The organism is Caproiciproducens sp. (assembly GCF_053840905.1).
In genome coordinates this window covers 162,459-179,891 of the sequence record NZ_JBNLXQ010000005.1, presented here as the reverse complement: position 1 = coordinate 179,891, position 17,433 = coordinate 162,459, and the positions used below count along the sequence as shown (strand labels likewise).

Genomic DNA, 17,433 nt, shown 5'->3' with positions numbered 1-17,433 from the left:
TTACTCCCTCCTTAATTGTAAAGTCCCGTCATCCTTTATCTGCAGCACAATATTTCCGGCGCCGCCTGTCACGATCGGGTTCAGCTTTTTTATCTGTGAAACGTCCTGCCTCATCGTTTCCCCATCCGCAGAAAGGATGGTAAACAGGGGATGAAGCAGGTCTGCGTTTTTCGGAACGGAATCCGCCGCCGCAAAATAGGAAGTAAGCCATTCCTCCGGCAGGCCGTCAAGCTTTGCCCCGGCGGGGCAGACCAGAACCGACACGCCGCCGGCCGTAATCCTTGCCGCGGCAGCGGTGCCGTCAAACCGCACCTGCACCTCCGTATTCTCCCACAATTTCGTGTCGGCAAAAAGATCGTATGGAGCCACGCTGCCCGCTTGCGTAACCGCCTTACGGATATACGTATCGACCATCCCGTCCTTCGGGATCACAAGCTTGTCCGGCGTAAACGCAGTCATCAGCTCCGCCGCGTTTTTTGCTTCCTCCGCCGTCAGGGTCAGCGGCTGAAGGACATCCAGCTTCGTTACCCCCTGGCTGCGCAGATAACTGCCGACGGTTTCGGAGCGAAAGTCCCCGCAGCCGATCACCGCCGCGCGGCCGTTGCGCGTAAGAACGACGGACCCGGCGCCGTCCAGAACGGCAAGGCGCGTCACGTTGCGCATGGAAAGCTGATAGGAAAAAATACCGGTCAGAAGCAACGTCAGCGAAAGCAGCGCGGTGACCCGGAACAGCTTCCGGCTTTTCATCATCAGGACGGTCGCGGCAATCAAAAGAACCGTACCGGAGAGCCAGACCGTCACAAAGCCGTAAGACGCCGAAACAGAGGCGAACGGAGTTTGCGCGAGCCAGTGCGCGCAGGCAAGCATATATTTCGCCAGCAGCCCCGAAACCAGCGCAAACGGCATGGCAAGGAAGGACTGCGGAGCAATCAGATTGATTACGGCGGCAATAGCCGCAAAATTCATCATCAGCGTAGAAGGGACCAGCTCCAGAAGATTGGCAATCGGCGCGGCAAGCGAAACACTTTGAAAAGAAAGGATGACGATCGGCAGCGTAAAGAGCACCGCCCATACGGTAGTCCCCAGAATTCCGTTGACCCCGCGCACAAGGGGGCCGATCTTCTTTATTTTATCATATTTCCGGTTCAAATAGCCAGCCGTCTGTCCGGAAAATAAAATCAGCCCCAGTGTTGCGGAAAACGAGAGCAGCAAGCCCACATCCGCGGCGGCGTACGGGTTCGACCAGCCGATCAGCAGGACGGAAATGCTCAGGGAATTCAGCGAATCCGGGTGACGGGACAAAAGCATACCCGAAAGGTAGATCAGGCACATCACCCCACTGCGCGTAACGGATGGGACAAAGCAGGTAACTGCCATAAAGCAGACGACGCCGACACCGGCCAGAGCCGCCGCGGGCCTCTTCGGCACCCTGAAAAACAGGAGCAGCATCAGGATCAGTTCCGCCATCGTCGTCATGTGCAGCCCGGAAACAGATAAAATATGGGAAACGCCGATGGCCCGGAAGTCGGAGGTCACCTGCGGGGAAAGGCTGGTCTGATCGCCGAAAAGGACCCCGTTGACCAGCTTGGCCTCGTTGGAAGGCAGCATGGAGCGGATGGATTTCAGCAATGCGGACCGAAGCTTCAGCGCGTAATAGTACGGCGGCTTTCGCGTAGGGGGGCTCACCCGCACGTTTTCATATTCATAAAGGTAGGAAAACAGGGTGATTCCCTTGGAAGCGTAGTAGGAGCGCGAGGAATAGCCCTCTCCGCCCGAAGGCAGGAACAGATGTACCTTCCCTTTCACATGGGAATACGGTTCCACGTTCAGAGCGCCCTGTGACGAAATCCGTATTTTCAGCGGCCTGGGAGCATCTTTCAGAGAGATGTCGTTGACTTCCACAATATAATAAAACCGGTTGTACGCCTGATAAGGAAGCTCACAGACAGTGCCGTCGATCACGGCATCCCGACCGGCAAGCAGCTCCGCCGGTTCCACCTGGGACTGACGATACGCGTAAAAACCACCGAATGCCAGCGACACCGTAAGCAAAGCGGCGGGAAACACGCCGACAGCACGCGTTTTCGGCGCCAGCGCGGTAATCAGGAACCCCGCAAGGGCGGCACAGGCAAGAAGCAGCGATAGCTCCGGGCCAAAATAAACAGCGGCCGCCAGTGTCAGCAGATAACAAAAACCCACCAGCACAAGCGGCCGCTTCATCATAACTCCCCCGAAATGAAAATGTCCGGATTATTTAAAAAACAACGGCAGAGGCTCCAGATAAATAATATCGTCCCTGTCCTTGGCGTCGCCCTCGGCGAGCACACAGGCGCGGCCGACAATCTTGCCGCCGAACTGCCTGACAAGATCCTCCATTGCCGCAAGGGATTCTCCCGTGCTGATCACGTCGTCCACAATCAGGACGCGCTTGCCGTTCAGTCCCTTATAATCGTCTTCCGCAAGATAAAGCTTCTGCACATGATCCGTGGTGATGGATTTCACCTCTACGTGAATGGGGTTGCGCATATACGCTTTTACGCTTTTGCGCGCGACAATGTAACGGCGGCAGCCCTGGCGGGCCATTTCATAGCAGAGCGGGATTCCCTTCGTTTCCGCCGTGACGACGACGTCATGCTCCGGGCATTTCTCGAGAAGCGCGGACGCCGTTTTCTCCGTGATCTCCACGTCGCCGAGCATCACAAAGCCCGCGATGTCAAGCGTATCGCTGATCGGACAAATCGGCAATTCGCGCTCGCAGCCCGCGATTGTCATCTTGTAATATTCACCCATTATTATTCGACCTTTCCGATTGAAATAAAACGCTGTTTATCAGCCCGGAGGCCACTTCATGGAACGGCCCCCAAGCAGATGGAAATGCAGGTGCGGCACACTCTGGCCGCCGTCCTTTCCCACATTGCTGACAACACGAAACCCTTTTTCCAGATTGTTTTCCTTTGCGAGCTTCGCCGCCACTTCAAAAATATGGGCGACGATCGCGCTGTTTTTCTCCGTGATATCTTCCACAGACTGAATATGTTCTTTTGGAATAATCAGAATGTGCACAGGCGCCTGGGGATCCAGATCGTAAAACGCCAGCACACGGTCATCCTCATACGCCTTTTTACTGGGAATTTCGCCGTTCGCTATTTTGCAAAACACGCAGTCCACGCCGAGACCTCCTTTGTTCTAACAATGCAACGCTATTATTATAGTATCATTTGAGCATATTGGCAACAATTTTCTCAACTTCCGCCAGAGCGCCGTCCAGCTTTGACAAATCCTTCGCGCCGGCCATGGCGCTGTCCGCCCTGCCGCCGCCGTTGCCGCCCGCAAGCTGTGCGACCGCGCGCACGATCTGACCGGCGTTGACACCCTTCGCCAGCGCTTCCTTAGCAACACACGCGGCGATGTTGGCCTTTCCGTCCCGGGTCCCGGCAAACACGGCAACCATGTCCGGGGCATGGTCGCGCGCTTTGTCGCAGAGGGCGCGCAGCGCGTCCGGCTCCGTTCCGGGGAATACGGCGGTGATGACCTGAACGCCGCCCACCTGCTTCGCGCCGGCAATCAGGCTGTCGATCTGAATTCCCGCCAGCTTGGAGTTGAGCGCCTCTATGGTCCTGTCCTTTTCCTTCAGCTCCGCGGAAAGCTGGGCCGCTTTCTGCACCAGCTCGGAGGAATTGTTCAGCTTCAGCGCGGCGGCCGCCTCGTCCATCTCGCCGATGGTACGGTTCAGCAAATCGAGCACGCCCGTGCCGGTCACACCCTCGATCCGGCGCACGCCGGCGGCGACGGAGCTTTCCGACAGGATTTTAAACAAGCCGATTTTCGCGGTGTTGTCGATATGGGTACCGCCGCAGAATTCACGGCTGAAATCGCCGACGGTGACAACGCGGACGATATCGCCGTATTTTTCGCCGAACAGGGCCATCGCGCCCAGCTTCTTCGCCTCTTCGATCGGCATTTCACGGCACTCCACGTTTGTTCCGCTCAGAATCACCTGATTGACAAGCTGCTCGACCTTTCCCAGCTCTTCCTTCGTCAGAGCGGAAAAATGCGTAAAGTCGAAGCGGACGTGCTTTTCATTGACAAGCTGCCCGGCCTGCTCCACGTGGTCGCCCAGCACTTTGCGCAGCGCGGCCTGAAGCAGATGCGCGGACGTGTGGTTGCGCATAATTGCGAGGCGTCTTTCCCGGTCCACGGAAGCTTTGACCTCTTCGTCGACGCTGATCTGCCCGGCCGTCACAACGGCGTGATGCAGATAATTTTTCGCGTGGTTCTTCGTGGTGTTTCTGACCTCCAGCATCGCGTCGGCCGACTCGATCGAGCCGGTATCGCCGACCTGGCCGCCGCTTTCCGCATAGAAAGCGGTCCGGTCGAGCACCAGGGTGATTTCGTCCCCCGCGGTTGCGGATTGTACGCGTTCGCCGCCGCGGATAATCGCAAGGACCTTGGCCGCGGTCTCCATCTGACCATAGCCGAGGAACCCGGTTTCCGGAACATTTTCCAGCAGGTCGCTTTCGCCTTCCCAGGCGTCCGCCCCGGCGTTCTTTCTCGCGGCCCGCGCGCGTTCGCGCTGCTCCCGCATCAGGCGCTGAAACTCTTCTTCGTCAACGGTCATGCCGCGCTCCGCCAGAATCTCCTTGGTCAGGTCGATCGGGAAGCCGTAGGTATCGTTGAGGCGGAATGCGTCCGCGCCGGAAAATACCTTGTTGCCGCTGTTGTCGATATAGCCGCTCAGAAGCTGAAGCCCCTGATCGATCGTTTTTGCAAAGCTTTCTTCCTCCACGCCGATGAGCTTTGTGATCATGGCGCGTTTTTCATCCAGTTCGGGATATGCGTTTTTATTCTCGTCGATGACCGTCTGCGCAACCTCCGCAAGGAACGTGCGGCCGATCCCGAGCAGGCGCCCGTGGCGCGCGGCACGGCGCAGCAGACGGCGCAGGACGTAGCCGCGGCCCTCGTTGGACGGCATGACGCCGTCGCCGATCATAAAGGTGGTGCTGCGGATATGGTCGGTGATGACCCTCAGGGAAATATCCTTTTTCGGGTCGTCGCCGTATTTGACGCCGGAAATGCGGCAGATGTGCTTCATGATGTTCTGGACGGTATCGACAAGGAACAGGTTGTCCACGCCCTGCATGATGCAGGCAAGGCGCTCCAGCCCCATGCCGGTATCGATGTTGGGATGCTCCATCGGCGGGTAGTTGCCCTTGCCGTCGCTGTTGAACTGGGAGAACACCACGTTCCAGAATTCGACGTAGCGGTCGCAGTCGCAGCCTACGCCGCAGGTCGGCGAGCCGCAGCCGTACTGTTCGCCACGGTCAAAATAGATTTCGGAGCAGGGGCCGCAGGGGCCGGAGCCGTGCTCCCAGAAATTGTCCTCTTTTCCCAGGCGGACAATGTGCGACGGGTCGACGCCGACTTCTTTCGTCCAGATTTCAAACGCTTCGTCGTCATCGGTATAAATGGTGACCCAGAGCTTATCTACCGGCATTTGCAGCACTTTGGTGCAGAATTCCCACGCCCACGCGGTGGCCTCGTGCTTAAAATAATCGCCGAAAGAAAAATTGCCCAGCATCTCAAAATAGGTGCCGTGCCGGGCGGTGATGCCGACGCGCTCAATGTCCGGCGTGCGGATGCATTTCTGGCAGGTCGTCACTCTTTTGCGCGGGGGAGTCACCTCTCCGGTAAAATATTTTTTCATCGGCGCCATGCCGGAATTAATCAGCAAAAGGCTGTTGTCGTCCTTGGGAATCAACGAAAAGCTCTGCAGGCGCAGATGCCCCTTCGATTCAAAAAACGACAGATACTTTTCACGCAGTTCATTTAACCCTGTCCATTCCATTACAATAACTCCATTCCGCCTGTCAGGCAAAAATAATTGACTTTGAAATTGCGGCGCGCCGCAAAAAAATAGACTTCACCATCCACAATGGGACGGAGAAATCCGTGGTACCACCCAAATTGCGCCTGAGCGCCGCTTGAACCCCCTTAACGCGGGGAAAACGCCGCGGTTCTTCACCGCGGGGCTGCGGGTTGGCTTCGGTGACGGCAGCCGCGGAAATCTTTCAGCCGTGAATTTCCTCTCTTTTGCAGTGCCCGGCACCTTCGTACCCTTCATCGCCTTTATTACTGTGCCGGGGTTCCCGGCACGATTCACTTTATTTCATCCTGATTATAAACTGAATCCCGCGGCTTGTCAATCTAATTGTCGGTTATTGACCGATTTTATCGGCCAGCGCGTCGGCAACCTGCTTGAAAACCGGTCCGCAGGTCGCGCCGCCGCCGGTGCCGTCCTCCGCAAACACCGTGATCACGTACTTCGGGTTTTCATACGGATAGAACCCGGAAAACCAGGATTCCACCGCCTCCACCCCGTTCACATACCGTCCCGTCTGCGCGGTCGCGGTTTTCGCGCCCGCCCCGCCCTTGGCCGGTTTGCCCTTTTTGCTGGTTCCCGTCTCAATGGACTCCTTCATAAAATCCCGGAGCAGGTCCACCGTGTTCTGTGAAATCACCTGAGTGCTTTCCTGCGCGAGCGCTTTCGCCGTGTATTTCAGATTTTCATCCACAAGGCCCTCATACAGGTAGGGCTGGGTATACTCCCCTTCGCTTGCGATCGCGTTCACCATCGCCGCAATCTGCAGGGGCGTGGCGGTCAGATCCCCCTGCCCGAACGAAAAGTTCGCCAGAGCCCTGGGGATATTGAGGCTTTTTAAGGTGGGAAGATTGCCCGAAGCCGACGAGACGCCCGGCGCGATCTCAAAGGAACGGCCAAAGCCCATGCTCTGTGCCATCAGCAAAAACTGGGCTTGGGGCACCTGCTTCATGAGATTGATAAAATAGGTGTTGCAGGACTGCGCGATCGCCGATTTCATATTTTCGGCGCCATGGCTCTCCCCGTTAAAGCAATGGAAAATGCCTCCGTCCACGTCGATCGAGCCGGTACAGGTGTACTGCGTGTCCGGCGAAATACCGTATTCCAGAGCCGCGGACGCGGAAACGAGCTTGAATACGGAACCCACGTTATACGCGGAAAGGCAGCGGTTGACGAGCGGGGAGCCCTCCGCTTTCAGCGCCGCCGAGATGTTGTTCGGGGAAAAGTCGGGCAGGCTGACCATCGCGCGGATTTTGCACGACGGCACCTCCGTAACGATCACCGCGCCCTTGGTCAGATATTTCCCCGCGGCTTCTTCGGCGATCTCCTGAATATTCTTATCGATTGTCAGCACGACCCCGCTGTTGTGCAGATACGAGGAATCGCTGATTTTTTTGTCCTCTCCCGCCAGCACGCGGTTGACGGCGTCCACCTTATAGGTGACGGAAATCTGTCCCTGATTCTGCGTCAGCTGCTTGTTGAACGCCTTTTCTATCCCGGCGGCGCCCGCGCCGGAGCCGTCCAGATAGCCTATGGTGTGAACGGCGGTCTGTTTGTCGGCATACCTTTTCTCAACGGGGAATACGTCGACCCCGTTTGCGGCAATGCTTTTCGGCAGCTTCAGGGCAAACGGTTTGCCCGCGGTCAGGGACGGATAAACACTCTCCAACTCCTTTTCCGTCAGCACCTTGCTGAGCGCGGCCGCGCCCTCCACGCTCGGCGCGACGGCGGCGGCGTACTCCGTATCCGCGCCCGTCAAAGAGACTTTATTGCAGTCGTAAACGGTCCCTCTTGTTTTTGCCACAACCAGCTTGTAACTGCTCTGGTTGTTAGCGGTCGCGGCAAGCTGGGCGCCGTCCGACACCGTGTACAGGCTTAAAACACAGAGAAACAGACAAAGCATAAACACACCGAAAAAAGCGGCCGTTCTTTTTTCCATAAAAACACTCCCCCATACTGGTTAGGATTCCCAATATGGAGGAGCTTTAATCATGATTTTCCCTGCCAATGCATGGAATCGATACGATCGGTCAGGTTCTCGCCTTGCGCAGGATCGCGCCCTTTTTCATGGGCCGGTCGGTTTTCAGAAATACGGTCATCGTGGCGTGGGGCGCCGAATCAATCGGGTTCCAGTCCTGATCGTATAATTCGTTCAGCGAAAGAAGGTACGGACGGTTTCCCGCCTCCAGCACGTCGGCGGTGTCGCCTTTGAAAAAGCGGTTGCGCTGGGAAAGCGCCGCCACGCCGTTTTCATAGCTTTCGCAGACGGCAATCACATCGTATTCCCGCACATAGCCGCCGTTTCCGTACACCTGCCCCGGTTCGGTCCCGAAGTAAAAGCCGGTGCTGTACTCGCGGTGGCTGATCTTGTTCAGCTCCTCCACGATCCATGGGGAGACCTTTTTTTCCGGGTCCGCATAGGATTCGTCAATGGCGTTCCGGTAGGCGTTGGTCGTCACCGAAACATAGTACGCAGACTTTGCCCTGCCCTCTATTTTCAGGCTTGTCACGCCGGTTTTCAGAATTTCCGGAATATGCTCGATCATGCATAAATCTTTTGAATTCAGGATGTAGGAGCCGTGGCCGTCCTCAGAAACCGGCATGTACTGGCCCGGGCGCTTGGCTTCCATCAGCGCGTATTCCCAGCGGCACGGCTGCGCGCAGTCGCCGCGGTTCGCGTCGCGCCCCGTCAGATAGCTGGACAACAGGCAGCGGCCGGAAAACGAAACGCACATAGCGCCGTGCACAAAAGCCTCCAGTTCAAGCTCCCGGGGCGTTTTGGCTCGGATTTCCGCAATTTCCCCAAGGCTCAGCTCACGCGCCAGCACAACGCGGGAAGCGCCCTGGTCGTACAGCTCGCGGGCGCTGACGTAGTTCGCGACGCCGGCTTGTGTGGACATGTGGATATCCAACTTCGGCGCGTATTTCTTCGCCATCGCCATCACCCCGAAATCCGCGATGATCAGCGCGTCCACCCCGGCTTCCTGCGCAAACCGCAGAAATTCCGGCAGACGCGAAAGCTCGTCGTTGTGCGGCACGGTGTTGCAGGTCAGATAGACCTTCCTGTTTTTGCCGTGCGCGTATCGCACCGCCCGGACCAGTTCTTCGTTTGTAAAATTGGACGGCGCCGCGCGCATACCGAACTCCTGTCCGGCCAGATAAACCGCGTCGGCGCCAAAGCTGATTGCCGCGCCGAGCCGTTCCCAGTCCCCCACGGGGGAAAGCAGCTCAACGCGCTGATTCGTATCCGTCAATTTCTGTCCTCCAAAGCCTTCTATTTCAGTCCCGCCTTTTTCAGATTCGCCTCATGCTGCGCGTTGGTCGCCGCATAATACGCTTTTCCGTCCTTATCGTGGCAGAAGTAATAATATTTAGTGCTTGCGGGATTCAGGGCCGCGTCGATCGCGTCCGCGCCCGGGTTGCAGATCGGCCCCGCGGGCAGGCCCTTGATGGTATAAGTATCGTATTTGCTCTTATAGGTTTCGCGCAGATCGGACGGTACGGCCGCCTTGGTACGGTACGGATAATAGGTGGTCGGGTCCGAACGCAGGCGAAGCAGGTCGCCTTCTCCGCCGCTGTTCAGGCGGTTGTGGAAAACGGAGGAAATTTTGTACATATCGTCTTTGTCCGCCGCTTCCGCCTGGATCATGGAAGCCAGCGTCATCAGCTGGTCAATCGTCATATTCTCCGCCGCCGCCTTGTTGCGGATCTGCTTGGTCAGCTTCTTGCTGCAGTTGCTAATCAGCTTTTCGACCGCCTGTTTGGGGTCCTCGTCCTTATAAAATTCATAGGTGTCCGGGAAAAGATAGCCCTCAAGCCTGTAGTAGCGATCCGGCCCGTTTGTGATTGCCTGAAGCATTTCATAGCTTTTATCGAAGGCGTCGGAATTTGCAGCGGAAAGCACATCCTTGGAGGAGCAGACTCCGTTTTTTTCCATCAGGTCCGCAATTTCAAGAATGTTGGCGCCCTCTTTGAAGGTGATTTTAACGGTGTCCACACGGTTTATATTGGACTGAAGGCTATTGATAATGGCCTCATAGTCCATATTGGTATCGATCTTATAGCTGCCGTTGCTGTAATGGCCGTCCGCCTTCGTCAGCTTGGAATAAACCTGAAAAAAACCCGTATCGCGGATGATACCGGCGCTGTTCAGGACTTCCGCGACCTGTCTGCCGGAAGCGTTCTTCGGTATTTCGACCGTCACGCTCACCTTTTCCTTGCCGACCGCAAGCATGTCGTTGATCCCCGTAATCAGAAACTGTGAAAAAAGGATGGAAGCAAACAAAACCATAATGATCCAGATGAACCGGAAAAAGCCCTTGTTTTTTCTGCCCTTTTCCTTGTTGCGGAGCTGGTGCGCCCTTTCCGCCTTGATTTCCGCTTCGTCCCGCATGGACCTTGCCCTCTGTGCCTCGCGCGGGTCGCTGTAGCTGCTGATGACGCTGTTGGACGCACCGTCGTCGTCCGTACCGCGCAGATCGGAAGAAAGGTTCGTACCCGGCGTATCGCCCAAATCCTCATCGGGAATATTCAGCTTAAAGCTTTCCACCTTTTTCTGGTGGTACTCGTTAAGATCCCTTTCGTCGTTCATCGATACGTCCTCCTGTTTTGAACATCCGGATGGGCATTTCATTTTTTCTGATTTGCCATTCTCCTGATGTATTTCTCTGTAATCAGAATGTCGACCGGCTTGTCGTAGTAGCCGTGCGGCAGATTCCACTGGACACAGCCGGAATAGCAGATCCCGACGGCGGTCCCGCCGAACTCCGCCAGAAAACGGTCGTAATACCCCTTGCCGTAGCCGAGGCGGTACCCCTGAGCGTCAAAGCTGAGTCCCGGCACAATGCAGAAACCCCGGGAAAAATCGGTCACCCTGCGGCACTTCGACACGATCGGTTCCAGCACGCCGAAGCTGCCTTTTTCCAGATCGTCAAGAGAGGTGATATAAAAGAATTCCATATCGTAGGTGTCCGGAACGCACCGCGGCGCGGCGACCAGCTTGTGATTGGCCAGCGCGGCCTTGATCAGGGCAACCGTGTCCACCTCGATCGGCTTGCTGACATACGTGAAGACCGTGTCCGCCGCCGCGTATTCCCGAAGCGCGAGCAGCCTGCTCTGGATTGTGGAGTCCAGGCTGATTTTCCGGTCCTCCCCCAGCTTTTCGCGGAACTGGCGGTAGCGCGCGCGCAGATTCATCTTGATTTCCCGGATATTTCTTACATACATTGCATCGACTTCCTAAGCATCTTTGATTTTTCAGCGCCAAACAGCACCTCCACAATTTGAAGCGCGAATTCGGCGGCGACGCCCGCGCCCCTCGCCGTGATGATCTTTCCGCTGACGCAGACCGGTTCGGTGGACACGGCTTTTGCGCGCAGTTCCTGCTCATAGCCCGGGAAACAGGTCGCCGTATGTTCTTTCAGCAGATTCATATGGCCTAAAATGGAGGGGGCCGCGCAGATCGCGCAGAGATATCGGTCGTTTTCCGCGCAGTAACGGACGACGGCTTTCACAATCGGGGATTTTTCAAGATTGAGCGTTCCCGGCATTCCGCCCGGCAGCACCACCATATCCAGCCCGTCCGTCACCGCTTCCTTTTCCTCTATGTCGGCGGTCACTTCAATCCGATGCGCCCCGGTGATTTTTTTGCCGCCGACGCCGACCGTAACCACGTCGCAGCCGGCGCGCCTTAAAATATCGACGGTCGCCAGCGCTTCGATTTCCTCAAATCCGTCTGCCAGAAAAAGATAAATCATGTTCACACCTCCAAAATTAATCCAGCGGCAATCCCAGATACGGCGCGGCCGAAGCCTGCCGCAGCGGGTCCAGCGAAGCCCCCCCGAGGGGCTTCAGCATTCCGAAATCGGATATTTTCCCCCGTTTACCCAAAAGGGTCTCCCACACGGGCAGGCGGAACGTATACCGTTCGGCCGGCAGGCCGCTGATGATGTTCGCCGCAAGGTCGCGGATGGTGTCGCCGTCCGCCATCAGCTCCAGAACCATGCAGTCGTCGGAATCCGTCCGGCGGCACAGGGCGTACGCGAATTTTTCACCGGTACGGGAGCAGATCATTCTGTCACCGTAAATTTTGCCCATTCCGGCGGCAAAGGCAAACGCTTCGTCGCTCCAAAGCACGGAACCGGTTCTCCCCGCCAGCTTTTCCCGGCGGAGCCCGTTCATCTGACCATACGTCAGAAGGGTTCTGGCGGAAATTCCCGAATCGGCCAGCGAGCACATTTCCTCCAGCGACAGAGAAACGGTACCGGCCTGAAAGAATTTCGTATAGTCGGACTTTTCATAAAGGCCGTACAGCCCCGGTTCGGCGGGAAGCACCGCGGAATACTGATCCCCCCGGTTGGACCCCACCAGCGCGGCCGCGGCCAGAAGCGCCGCCATACAGCCGTGCCCGCGGTACTGCGGCAGAGTAGCCGCCGCATAAATATAGTGCGCCTGCACTTCTGCCGGGCCGGCGAGGATCCGGGCGGGCAGAAGATAAACGACGGACGCGGTTTTCTCCCCCATTTTATAAACCAGACAGTTTTCGGGTTTATAATAATTATTCAGGAAATATTTTGCCGGACGCACCGGCTCGTGAAAGCAGCTTGCCCAGATTTCGGCAAGCTCGCCGCGCATTTCCCAGTCAGCAAAACGAATCATACCAAACCGTCCTTCTCCTTCGCGGGGAAGCCGCGGGCTTACAGCACGCCCGCCGCAATCTCCAAGACTTCGCCGTGAATCTGTTCAACCGTTTTCAGGCCCCCGCTGTCCGCGCACTGAACCGTTTTCCAGTTCAGCCTCTGCACCGCGTAATCCGCGCTGACACGGCATGCGCGCAGGTACTCCGCGTTGCTTTCGTGGATATCCTTCTTCCCCTCGTTTCCATGGTACCTGCCGCTCAAAAGCTTCTGCGAAACCTCCACCGGCATATTGAGGTAAATGGTCAGGTCGGGACGGGGCAGGCCCAGCTTGTCGTATTCATAATCCTGCACCCACTCCACAAAACCGGGCCACTGTTCCCGCGGCAGCTTGGAAAGCTGAAACACGATGTTGGAGGTGGTGTACCGGTCGGCAATAATCAGGGAGCCGTTACGGTAATCCTGCCGCCAGTGTTTTTGATAGCTCGCATAACGGTCGACCGCGTAAAACGAGGAAGCGGCGTACGCGTTCACATCGTCGGGGTCGGAGCCGAATTCCCCGTTCAGGTACATCCTGGCCAGAGCGGAGGACGGCTCGTTATAATCCGGAAAGGAAACGCGGCGCAGCTGCACGCCCCGTCCGGCCAGAGCCTTGCAGAGCAGCGCGGTCTGCGTTGCCTTTCCGCTGCCGTCCAGGCCCTCCATGGTAATTAATTTTCCGCTCATCAGTTTTCCCCTATTCCATTAAAAAACTCGCGCACCTCGTTGGTTTTGCCGCAGGACATTTTTCCCTCCGGGCACGCGCCGCGCAGGCAGGGCGGCCCGCAGCGCCTGAAAAGGTGCGGCGCCACGCCGCGGACAAGCCGCAGCATTTCCACCGCGACGGCGCGGATTTCCCACTGGGCGCGGTTGCAGCAGCGGTGGGAAAAGAAATTATACAGCGAGCGGGCGTTCATCGTGCACACCATCTTGGTGTCGCAGGCGTTGGGCAAAACAAACCGCGCGTCCTCGATCGCCTGTTTCTGCGCGGCGCGCTCGGCGGACTTTTCATCCTTTCCGGCGTCCATCAGCGCTTTTTTATGCTTCTGCTTTAAAAGAGACGTCAGTTTTTCATAGTGTTTTTGGTCCTCCTCCATGGCCAGAAGAAACTCCGCCTTCGCTTCGGGAATCGCCTCAATCTCCGGCGGAATCACGTATTCAAAGCAGGCTTCGGTCACGTAGCGCTGGCTCTGCACGCTGTAGGAGGCGATGCGGTGGCGGGTCATCTGCGCCAGGAAGGAACGGGAGACCCCTTCGATCCCAAAGGTAAAGGACGCGTGCTCGACCGGGCTTTCATGCCCGATTTCGGCCAGCATGTCCACAAAGGACGCAACCTTTTCGTCGGTGAGTCCTTCCGATATATCTTCTATGGAAGCAGGCGAGTAACAGAGCTTTGCCGCCTGCGCAACTGTTTTTTCCGGTTCGGGAGTATAAGCAATCAAAGTAACCTTTGCCATGAAAAATCCCCTTTTACACAATGATGTCATTATTAAGAGTATTATAGCAAACTATTGGACGCGGTTCAATATGCAACTTTTCCGTCCTTTTTGCCGTAAAACCCTCGGGCAAAGTTCTTTACTGCTTATTTTCGCTCAATATAAAAACAGGAGGGGTTGGGGGCGGGCTTGACCCGCGTTTCTTGCCCGGAGCGGAAGCTTCTCTGAAGACCCTGCCAGGGGGTACCCTACAAAATAAAAAAGCCCACCTGTCGGAAAGGTGAGCTTAAAAAAACAATGAACTCAGGTGTTGGAAATAATAATCTGTTCTACAATGTCGGCGACGTCCTCACAGTAATCCAGCGAATTCTCCATGGTATTGTATAGATTCTGGAGCCGGATCACATCGATCATTTCCATTTTGTTTGCCGGGTCGAACAGTTCTCTCATTGCTTCGCTGAAAATAGCGTCTCCCTCTTCTTCCAGATGGTTAACATAAACAGACATCTGCTTAATGCTTTTCAGATTTTTCTTAAACTGCTTAAAGTCGGCCATTAAAGTACACAGGCCCTCGCAGCTTTTGACGATCAGATCCACCAGCTTGACGGTCGTTTCATTCGCCTCGGAAATATGCATCATATAAATCTGATTCCCGATATCGTCGATGCTGTCCGTAATCGACTCGATCGCGCGGACCATATCCATCATATCCGAACGGTCGATCGGCGTGATAAAAGCGTCCGCAATGAGGTTGGAGCAGTAATGAACGTGCTTGTCCCCGTCATGCTCAAGCTCTTTCAGCAGGGTGATTTCTTTTTTGTCGATCGTTCCATCCGTAAACGAGGTCTGAAGCACTTTTGCAGCCTGAAAGGAAATACCGATTCCCTTTTCAAACAAGGAGAAATAGTCCGGCCCTTTAGTAAAAAAATTACTCATGATAATTTCCCTTACCCTTCAAATACACAGATTCTTTCCTATATCCATATTCTATACCATCTATACCGTTTTAAAAGATCAGTATAAACAGTTTGGTCATCGCATAACCGAGAATCAGGCAGGCAGGGAAGGTCAGCACCCACGCCATCACCATTTCTTTGGCAATTCCCCAGTTTACGTCGGAAAAGCGCCTGGCCGCGCCCGCACCCATCATTGCGGTGCCCTTCGTGTTGGTGGTGGAAAGGGGAATTCCGGAGAACACGGTCGTAACCAGCATACAGACTGACGCCACAATTTCAGCGGAGAAGCCCTGGTACTTTTCCAGCTTGACCATATCGATGCCCATGGTCTTGATGATGCGGTACCCGCCCACGGAGGTGCCAATCGCCATCACCAGCGAGCACAGCAGCATAATCCAGATATCAATATGCACCGTTTCCGGAACAGGCTGATTGTTTGCAAGAAGAATCACAAGCACAAAAACGCCCATAAATTTCTGACCGTCCTGTGCGCCGTGGCTCGTAGCCATTAAAGCGGCGGAAGCGATCTGCCCCAAAGAAAAAAAGCGGTTTGCTTTGGCGCGTTTCACCCTGCGGAATAAGAAGCCGATCGCCTTGGTGACGAGATAGGCCGCAAAAAAACCGACGACCGTCGAGATGACGATTCCCCAAAGCACCTTCTGAAACTCGGCCAGCTTAAAGGCGGAAAAGCCGTTGTAGGCAATTCCCGAACCCATCAGACCGGCAATCAGCGCGTGGCTTTCGCTCGTGGGGATTCCGAACTTCCAGGCCGACACCGACCATATTACTATGGAAAGCTGAGCCGCGCAAATGGCGATCAAAGGGCTGGAACCGGTTCCGACATCGACGAGATTCGCAATGGTGCTGGCAACAGCCGTACCGAAGCACATGATGCCCACCAGATTAAAAGCCGTGGCCATTAAAACGGCCGCCCGCGGGGAAAGCACCCGGGTCGAAACAACAGTGGCAATTGCATTCGGCGCGTCCGTCCAGCCGTTGACAAAGATGGAGGCGCACACAAGGAGAAGCGCGATTATGAGCGCAAGTGACATGAAATTAACCTCATTTCGTCCTGTCGAGGGATGAATTCTTAGCTTTGATTAACATCTTGCATTTATTTAACACAATTATAACAGAATCTTAATAAAATATAAATAGAAAAGATTTTATAAAAGGACGAATTAATCAGGATGGAATTAGCTAATTTTGTATTGATTGCTTATTTTTTGCAGATTTTTACTCTATTATAATGATTAATGTTACTATATATTTATTATTTTATATCATTTGATTAGTTTTTGGGATTTTGAAAAATCTGGCTTATAATAGGAAAATATTTCTGTAACACAATGAAACAGCCGCCATAAAATGGTATTGAGAAACAAAGGTTTCACTAAATGTGTTAGGAGGATTATTTTATGGATGGAAATTGCACGGAAACATCTGCAAATGTGCAAAACACAGGAAATTTTAACGAAGCTGTATGCATAGACGGACTGCGCGTATATGATTCATGCAGTGAAGAACAGTAAACACGTTTGATACATACGGACCCGAATGCCCTGCCTTTCTTTCATCGCTCTCCGGAATAAAAAAGGAAAATTCTGCATGTTTCGGAAAAATAGTCATACACTATTCCAGAGGTGATTGGTTTGGATTATACAGGATATTACGAATTCCCATTTCCGTCGGATCTGCCCGAGCAGGACAGAAAGGTAAAGGATTTCTTTTTCTCCCTGTCGGATGACCTGCAGCTGAAGCTGCTGAACGGAAGCACTTCCTACAAGCATTTTCACGACCGCGTTGCGGAGTATATGGGAAAACAATAGGGAACGCTGCCGCCCCGTGTGGGGCGGTTCTGTTTTTCTTCCCGCTTTATTTGGAAATCCTGGCAAGCCGGCGGAACAGCGTTTCATCCAGCTGCCGTTCCACGTTCCGTTCAAAAGCACGTTTATAGGCGGAGCAAAAACGGCGGCAAATCCTGTTGTCGGACCTTCTCTTACATTTTTCACATGGCGCGCAGATCATTTTTTGCTTTCCCCCTTTTTCAGACTCTTTGCACGCTCTCCGCGGTTAAATGCTTTCAGTCCGGCCCACGTCGGTTTCCATCCGTAATAACGGCACAGGGCCATATATCCCTGAAGGACCTCGTATTTCATGGGTATTTCCCCTTTCCATTCATAAGGCTTTTCTCCGCCGGCGCTCCCCAGTCAATGGTCACTTTCACGGCGGATCCCCTTTTTTCGCCGCAGATCTGCTCCGTTACATACCGCAGATTTTCCCTGTTGTGTGCGATCTCTCCGGCCGTTCCCGATAAAATATGTACGGTGACGGCCGGTTTTCCTGTGTCGCGCATATGCATCACCTCGGTAAAAAATATGAATTCCGATGTTTGTCCTATTCGCGCCAAAGTGTTTCCGACGCGGTAATTCCAAAATTATTCAGAAACGGAAAAGGCCTCCGAGTCCAGAAGGATTCGGAGGCCGGAA

At 54.9% G+C, this 17,433-nt stretch carries 17 protein-coding genes; 1 reads left to right on the top strand and 16 read right to left on the bottom strand.

Annotated features, from left to right (window positions below):
• The 14 genes from ACQGQ5_RS06910 to ACQGQ5_RS06845 form a co-directional block, all read right to left on the bottom strand.
• Positions 1–2,220 (bottom strand): ComEC/Rec2 family competence protein, encoded by a 2,220-nt coding sequence (locus tag ACQGQ5_RS06910; protein ID WP_455735820.1) that lies wholly within the window; start codon positions 2,218–2,220, stop codon positions 1–3.
• A gap of 30 nt (positions 2,221–2,250) precedes the next feature.
• Positions 2,251–2,790, bottom strand: a complete 540-nt coding sequence (locus ACQGQ5_RS06905; RefSeq protein ID WP_455735819.1) for a phosphoribosyltransferase family protein — start codon at positions 2,788–2,790, stop codon at positions 2,251–2,253.
• A 39-nt stretch (positions 2,791–2,829) separates the two neighbouring features.
• On the bottom strand, positions 2,830–3,168 hold the full coding sequence (locus ACQGQ5_RS06900) for a histidine triad nucleotide-binding protein (protein WP_141825005.1): 339 nt from the start codon (positions 3,166–3,168) through the stop codon (positions 2,830–2,832).
• Between the two features lie 46 nt (positions 3,169–3,214).
• Positions 3,215–5,845, bottom strand: a complete 2,631-nt coding sequence (gene alaS / locus ACQGQ5_RS06895) for an alanine--tRNA ligase (RefSeq protein WP_455735818.1) — start codon at positions 5,843–5,845, stop codon at positions 3,215–3,217.
• 370 nt (positions 5,846–6,215) lie between these two features.
• Entirely contained in the window at positions 6,216–7,817 is a 1,602-nt protein-coding gene (locus tag ACQGQ5_RS06890) for a peptidoglycan D,D-transpeptidase FtsI family protein (protein ID WP_455735817.1), read from the bottom strand.
• 91 nt (positions 7,818–7,908) lie between these two features.
• Complete coding sequence (locus ACQGQ5_RS06885) at positions 7,909–9,132, bottom strand: peptidase U32 family protein (protein WP_455735816.1); 1,224 nt, start codon at positions 9,130–9,132, stop codon at positions 7,909–7,911.
• A gap of 20 nt (positions 9,133–9,152) precedes the next feature.
• Positions 9,153–10,469, bottom strand: a complete 1,317-nt coding sequence (gene mltG / locus ACQGQ5_RS06880; protein WP_455735815.1) for an endolytic transglycosylase MltG — start codon at positions 10,467–10,469, stop codon at positions 9,153–9,155.
• Between the two features lie 38 nt (positions 10,470–10,507).
• Positions 10,508–11,104, bottom strand: coding sequence for a 5-formyltetrahydrofolate cyclo-ligase (locus ACQGQ5_RS06875; RefSeq protein WP_455735814.1), 597 nt, complete (start codon positions 11,102–11,104; stop codon positions 10,508–10,510).
• Positions 11,095–11,634: a DJ-1 family glyoxalase III gene (locus ACQGQ5_RS06870; protein ID WP_455735813.1), complete on the bottom strand. Its 540-nt coding sequence runs from the start codon at positions 11,632–11,634 to the stop codon at positions 11,095–11,097. Before ACQGQ5_RS06870 ends, ACQGQ5_RS06875 begins: the two co-directional genes overlap by 10 nt.
• A gap of 16 nt (positions 11,635–11,650) precedes the next feature.
• Positions 11,651–12,535, bottom strand: coding sequence for a GNAT family N-acetyltransferase (locus ACQGQ5_RS06865; RefSeq protein WP_455735812.1), 885 nt, complete (start codon positions 12,533–12,535; stop codon positions 11,651–11,653).
• Between the two features lie 38 nt (positions 12,536–12,573).
• Complete coding sequence (locus ACQGQ5_RS06860) at positions 12,574–13,239, bottom strand: dTMP kinase (RefSeq protein WP_455735811.1); 666 nt, start codon at positions 13,237–13,239, stop codon at positions 12,574–12,576.
• Complete coding sequence (thyX, locus tag ACQGQ5_RS06855) at positions 13,239–14,009, bottom strand: FAD-dependent thymidylate synthase (RefSeq protein ID WP_455735810.1); 771 nt, start codon at positions 14,007–14,009, stop codon at positions 13,239–13,241. Before thyX ends, ACQGQ5_RS06860 begins: the two co-directional genes overlap by 1 nt.
• 282 nt (positions 14,010–14,291) lie before the next feature.
• Positions 14,292–14,924: a DUF47 domain-containing protein gene (locus ACQGQ5_RS06850; protein WP_455735809.1), complete on the bottom strand. Its 633-nt coding sequence runs from the start codon at positions 14,922–14,924 to the stop codon at positions 14,292–14,294.
• Positions 14,925–14,994: 70 nt separating this feature from the next.
• Positions 14,995–15,996, bottom strand: a complete 1,002-nt coding sequence (locus ACQGQ5_RS06845; RefSeq protein WP_455735808.1) for an anion permease — start codon at positions 15,994–15,996, stop codon at positions 14,995–14,997.
• Positions 15,997–16,596: 600 nt separating this feature from the next.
• Between ACQGQ5_RS06845 and ACQGQ5_RS06840 the strand changes: the two genes are divergently transcribed.
• The gene (locus ACQGQ5_RS06840; RefSeq protein WP_455735807.1) at positions 16,597–16,773 is read left to right on the top strand and encodes a hypothetical protein; all 177 of its coding nucleotides are present in this window, start codon (positions 16,597–16,599) and stop codon (positions 16,771–16,773) included.
• A gap of 195 nt (positions 16,774–16,968) precedes the next feature.
• Here the strand turns inward: ACQGQ5_RS06840 and ACQGQ5_RS06835 are convergent, their stop codons facing one another.
• Both ACQGQ5_RS06835 and ACQGQ5_RS06830 read right to left on the bottom strand, forming a co-directional pair.
• Positions 16,969–17,103, bottom strand: coding sequence for a hypothetical protein (locus tag ACQGQ5_RS06835; protein ID WP_444645042.1), 135 nt, complete (start codon positions 17,101–17,103; stop codon positions 16,969–16,971).
• Positions 17,100–17,300, bottom strand: coding sequence for a hypothetical protein (locus tag ACQGQ5_RS06830; protein ID WP_444659873.1), 201 nt, complete (start codon positions 17,298–17,300; stop codon positions 17,100–17,102). Before ACQGQ5_RS06830 ends, ACQGQ5_RS06835 begins: the two co-directional genes overlap by 4 nt.
• Between the last annotated feature and the right edge of the window lie 133 nt (positions 17,301–17,433).